Source organism: Haloferax sp. Atlit-6N (genome assembly GCF_003383195.1).
Lineage (GTDB): Archaea > Halobacteriota > Halobacteria > Halobacteriales > Haloferacaceae > Haloferax > Haloferax gibbonsii.
Genome location: NZ_QEQJ01000346.1, coordinates 1 through 453 on the forward strand (window position 1 = coordinate 1; position 453 = coordinate 453).

Genomic DNA, 453 nt, shown 5'->3' on the forward strand with positions numbered 1-453 from the left:
GAAGTCATACGTCTCCCCGATGTAGGCCCTCGAAGAGATGGGACGCGGCTCCGACACCGCCCGGCTTCCGCTCGAACCGCTTCGTCGACAGGTGGCAGACGCCACCGGCCGCTCGGCGTCGTTCATCGACGTCATGGGCGTCGAAGTGGACGGTAACGCCCTCGAAGTGACGTTTCAGACGCCAGACGAAGACGTTCCGGTCGCGGACGTCGTCGTCGAAGGGCCGAACGGACGCACCGGAACCACGCCGGTCCGACTCGACACCCCATCGGGAGTGAACGTCTTCGGCGAGTTGCTACGGATCGAATACGCCGGTCGCGACGCCGAAACGGACGAGATCCTCGTCTCCGTCGACCAGCAGGTCGGTGACGACTGGCGAACCCTTCTCGGGTGCGGGCAGATGTGGGCAGTACAGACGTCACACCGGGGCGAGGACGTCACGATCACGTGTCA

At 64.9% G+C, this 453-nt stretch carries 1 protein-coding gene; it reads left to right on the forward strand.

The annotated features are described in order from the left end of the window. Positions 1 to 37 precede the first annotated feature (37 nt). Positions 38 to 453 (forward strand): hypothetical protein (locus DEQ92_RS22680; protein ID WP_115821812.1); only part of this gene is annotated, 416 nt, incomplete at its 3' end.